This is a genomic window from Streptomyces antimicrobicus, from assembly GCF_020532625.1.
GTDB lineage: Bacteria > Actinomycetota > Actinomycetes > Streptomycetales > Streptomycetaceae > Streptomyces > Streptomyces antimicrobicus.
This window is the reverse complement of the sequence record NZ_JAJAUY010000232.1, coordinates 1-4,706: the sequence shown is the minus strand read 5'-3', so window position 1 is coordinate 4,706 and position 4,706 is coordinate 1. Positions and strand designations below refer to the sequence as shown.

Below are 4,706 nucleotides of genomic sequence, written 5' to 3'. Positions count from 1 at the left end.
ACGTCCTGGCCCGCCACCCCCAGGTCGCCCAGGCCGCCGTCGTCGTCCGCGACGACCCCGGCGGCCGGCGGCTCGCCGCCTACGCGGTCCCGGCCGGGTCGGCCGCGCCCGACCCCGCCTCCCTGCGCGCCCACCTGGCGGCCGAGCTGCCCGAGCACATGGTCCCCGCCTTCGTGGTCCTGCTGCCGGCCCTGCCGCTCACCCCGAACGGCAAGCTCGACCGCAAGGCCCTGCCCGCCCCCGACCTCGCGCCCGCCGGCACCGGGCGGCCCCCGGCCACCCCGCAGGAAGAGATCCTCTGCGCCCTGTTCGCCGAGGTCCTGCGGCTGCCCGCGGTCGGCGCCGACGACAGCTTCTTCGACCTGGGCGGCGACAGCATCGTCTCGATCCAGCTGGTCGCCAAGGCCCGCTCCCGAGGCCTGGTGCTCACCCCCCGCGACGTCTTCAAGGCCCGTACGGTGGCGGCGCTCGCCGCCCTGGCCCGGACCTCCGACACCTCTGACGAGGAGATGGACGACCAGATGACCGACGACGGTCTGGGCGCGGTCCCGCTCACCCCGATCATGCACTGGCTGCGCGAACGGCAGGGCCCGGTCGACGGCTTCAGCCAGTCCGTACTGCTCCAGGTCCCTGCCGGGGCCGTGGAGAGCGACCTCGCCGCCGCGCTCCAGGCGGTCCTGGACCGGCACGACATGCTGCGGATCGAGCTCACCCGCCGCGGCCCGCTGTGGGGCCTGAAGGCCCGCGAGCGGGGCGCGGTGAGCGCCGCCGCCGTCCTGGACCGGGTCGCCGTCACCGCCGCCGACGCGGACCGGCTCGCCGAGATCGTCGCCGAGCGCGCCGAGGCCGAGCGCCGGGCCCTCGCCCCCGAGGCGGGCGACGTGCTGCGCGCCGTCTGGTTCGACCTCGGCGCCACCACGCCCGGACGTCTGCTGCTGACCGTCCACCACCTCGCCGTCGACGGCGTCTCCTGGCGCATCCTCCTGCCGGACCTGGAGAGCGCCTGGCAGGCCGCCGCCTCCGGCACCACGCCGCGGCTGCCGGCCGTGGGCACCTCGTACCGGCGGTGGGCCGAGCAGCTCACCGCCCGCGCCCAGGACCCCGGCCTGCTCGACGAGCTGGAGCTGTGGACCGACCTGCTCACGGGTCCCGCCGAGCCCCTCGCCCCGCGGCCCCTCGACCCGCGCCGGGACACCGTGGCCACGGCCCGCACCCTGTCGCTGACCCTGCCGGCCGACCGCACCGCCCCGCTGCTCACCACCGTGCCCGCCGCCCTGCGGGCGGGCGTCACCGACGTCCTGCTCGCCGGGCTCGGCCTCGCGGTCACCGAGTGGCGCCGCCGGCACGGCCGAGACACCTCCGCCGAGCTCCTGATCGACCTCGAGGGACACGGCCGCGTGGAGGACGACGGCACCGACCTGTCCCGCACCGTCGGCTGGTTCACCGCGCTGCACCCCGTCCGGCTGCCCGCCGGCACCTGGCAGGAGCCGTCCGCCGCCGTCCGCGAGGTCAAGGAACGGCTGCGCGCCGTCCCCGACAGCGGACTCGGTTTCGGTCTGTTGCGCCACCTGAACCCGCAGACCGCCCTGGCCCTCGCCGGCCTGCCCACCCCCGAGATCGGTTTCAACTACCTGGGCCGGTTCGGCCGCACGGACGGCACGGACTGGGCGCCGGCCGCCGAGAGCGGCGTCATCGGCGGCGGCGCCGACGCCGCCATGGGGATGCCGCACGCCGTCGAGGTCAACGCGCTCGCCGAGGACGGCCCCGACGGCCCCTCCCTCGTCGCCACCTGGACCTGGGCCGGCGAACTGCTCGCCGAGAGCGACGTCGCCGAGCTCGCCGGGCTCTGGTTCGAGGCGCTCACCCGGCTCTCCGGGGAGGACCCAGCCGGCGGCGGCGGGCTCACCCCCTCGGACCTGCCGCTCGTGGAGCTGACGCAGGCGCAGGTCAGCCGGCTGGAGGCCGAGGTCCCCGGCCTCGCGGACGTCCTGCCGCTCGCCCCGCTCCAGGAAGGCCTGCTCTTCCACTCGCTGCTCGACACCGGCGCGCCGGACGTCTACACCGTCCAGCTCTTCGCCGACCTGCAGGGCCCCCTCGACACCGCGGCCCTGCGTGCCGCGGCCGCCGGGCTGCTGCGCCGCCACCCCAACCTGCGGGCCGCCTTCCGCCACGACGGGCTGCCGCGGCCCGTCCAGGTGGTGCCGGCCGAGGTCGCCCTCCCCTGGAAGGAGACCGACCTCTCCCACCTGGACGCCACCGACCGCGCCGCCGCGCTGGAGGAGCTCCTCGCGGCCGACCGCGCCGACCGGTTCGACGTCACCGCGCCGCCGCTGGTCCGCTTCCACCTCGTCAAGCTCGCCGACGACCAGCACCGGCTGCTGCTCAGCAACCACCACGTGCTGCTCGACGGCTGGTCGATGCCGATCCTCGTGCAGGAGCTCTTCGCGCTGTACGGCACCGGCGGCGACGACCGCGCGCTGCCGCCCGTACCGCCCTTCGAGGCCTACCTGGGCTGGCTGGACGGACTCGACGAGGACGCCGCCCGGTCCGCCTGGCGGCACGCGCTCGCCGGTGTCGAGGAGCCCACGCTGGTCGCGCCCGGTGCCACCCCCGACACCGCCGTCCGGCCGGAGCAGGTCAGCATCCTGCTGACGCCCGAGCGCACCGCCGCCCTGACCGGCTTCGCCCGCGCCCGCGGGCTGACCCTCAACACCCTGATCCAGGGCGCCTGGGCGATCCTGCTCGCCCAGCTCACCGGCCGGGACGACGTCGTCTTCGGTGCCACCGTGTCCGGTCGGCCCGCCGAGATCAGCGGCGTGGAGAGCATGGTCGGCCTGTTCATCAACACCCTGCCCGTCCGCATCGCGCTGCGGCCCGCCGAGAGCCTGGCCGATCTGCTGGAGCGGATCCAGGACGAGCAGAGCGACCTCATGGACCACCAGCACCTGGGGCTGCCCGCCATCCAGGAACTGGCCGGCGTCGGAGAGCTCTTCGACACCCTCGCCGTGCTGGAGAACTACCCGCTCGACCCGGAGATGCTGAAGGCGCCCGGCGACCTGACCGTCACCCACATCGACGGCCGCGACGCCACCCACTACCCGATGACCCTGGTCGTCCTGCCCGGCGAGCGGATCGAGATCCGCCTCAACCACCGGCCGGACGTCATCGACCCCGCGTCCGCCCGCGACCTCGCCGCGCGCCTGGAGCGGCTGTTCACCCTGTTCACCGAGGCACCGCAGCAGCCGGTCGGGCGGCTCGACCTGCTCGACGACGCCGCGCGCGCCCAGGTCCTCACCGAGTGGAACGACACCGCCCGCGAGGTGCCCGCCCGCACCTTCCCCGCCCTGGTGGAGGAGCAGACCCGGCGCACCCCCGACCGTACGGCGGTCGCGTACGACGGCGGCAGCCTCAGCTACGCCGAACTCGCCGACCGGTCCAACCGGCTGGCCCACTGGCTGATCTCCCACGGCGTCGGCCCCGAGCGCATCGTCGCGCTCCTGCTCGGCCGCTCCGTGGACATCGTGGTCGCCCAGCTCGCCGTGCTGAAGGCGGGCGGCGCCTACCTGCCCGTCGACCCCGACTACCCGGACGAGCGCATCGCGCACATGCTCACCGACTCCGGGCCGGCGCTGGTGCTGACCACCTCGGAGCTGGCCACCCGGGCACCCGTCGCCGACCCGGTCCTCATGGACCGGCTCGACCTGACCGCGAGCCCCGCGACCGACCCGACGGACGCCGACCGCCGGGGCGCCCTCGCCCTCGCCCACCCGGCGTACGTCATCTACACCTCGGGCTCCACCGGACTGCCCAAGGGCGTCACCGTCACCCACGCCGGCATCGCCACCTTCTCGGCCACCCAGATCGAGCGGTTCGCGGTGGACGCCGACAGCCGGGTGCTGCAGTTCGCCTCGCCCAGCTTCGACGCCTCGGTCCTGGAACTCACCATGAGCCTGCCGGCCGGCGCCACGCTGGTCGTGCCGCCGCCGGGCCCGCTCGCCGACCAGGACCTGGCCCGGGTGCTCGCCGAGCACCGGATCACCCACGCCCTGATCCCGCCGGCCGCACTGGCCACCGTGCCCCCGGCCGACCTGCCCGCGTTCCGCTGCCTGCTGGTCGGCGGCGACGCCACCAACAGCGCCCTGGTCGACCGCTGGGCCCCCGGCCGTACGATGATCAACCTCTACGGGCCGACCGAGTCCACCGTGGCGGCCACCCTCAGCGCTCCGCTCGCCGCCGGCACCGGCACCCCGCCGATCGGCCGGCCCATCGAGAACACCCGGGCCTACGTCCTCGACGGCAGCCTCCGCCCGGTCGCCCCCGGTACCGTGGGCGAGCTGTACCTCGCCGGACACGGCCTGGCCCGCGGCTACCTCGGTCGGCCGGGGCTCACCGCCGAGCGGTTCGTCGCGAACCCGTTCGGCGAGCCCGGCGAGCGCATGTACCGCACCGGCGACCTCGTCCGCTGGACGGCCGACGGCGAGCTCGACTACCTCGGCCGCTCCGACGGCCAGGTGAAGCTGCGCGGTTTCCGCATCGAGCTCGGCGAGATCGAGTCCGTGCTCGCGGCCCACCCGGGCGTCGACCAGGTCGCGGTGGTGCTCCGGGAGGACCGCCCCGGCGACAAGCGGCTCGTCGCCTACACCGTCCCGGCCGCCGGCCGGACCGTCGAACGGGCCGAGCTCAAGGCGCACGCGGCCGAGTCCCTT

The 4,706-nt window shown here is 75.6% G+C and carries 1 protein-coding gene; it reads left to right on the top strand.

Going from position 1 to position 4,706, the window contains the following annotated elements; all coding sequences use genetic code 11:
• Positions 1–4,706 (top strand): non-ribosomal peptide synthetase (locus LG632_RS29500; protein WP_226730993.1); only part of this gene is annotated, 4,706 nt, incomplete at both ends.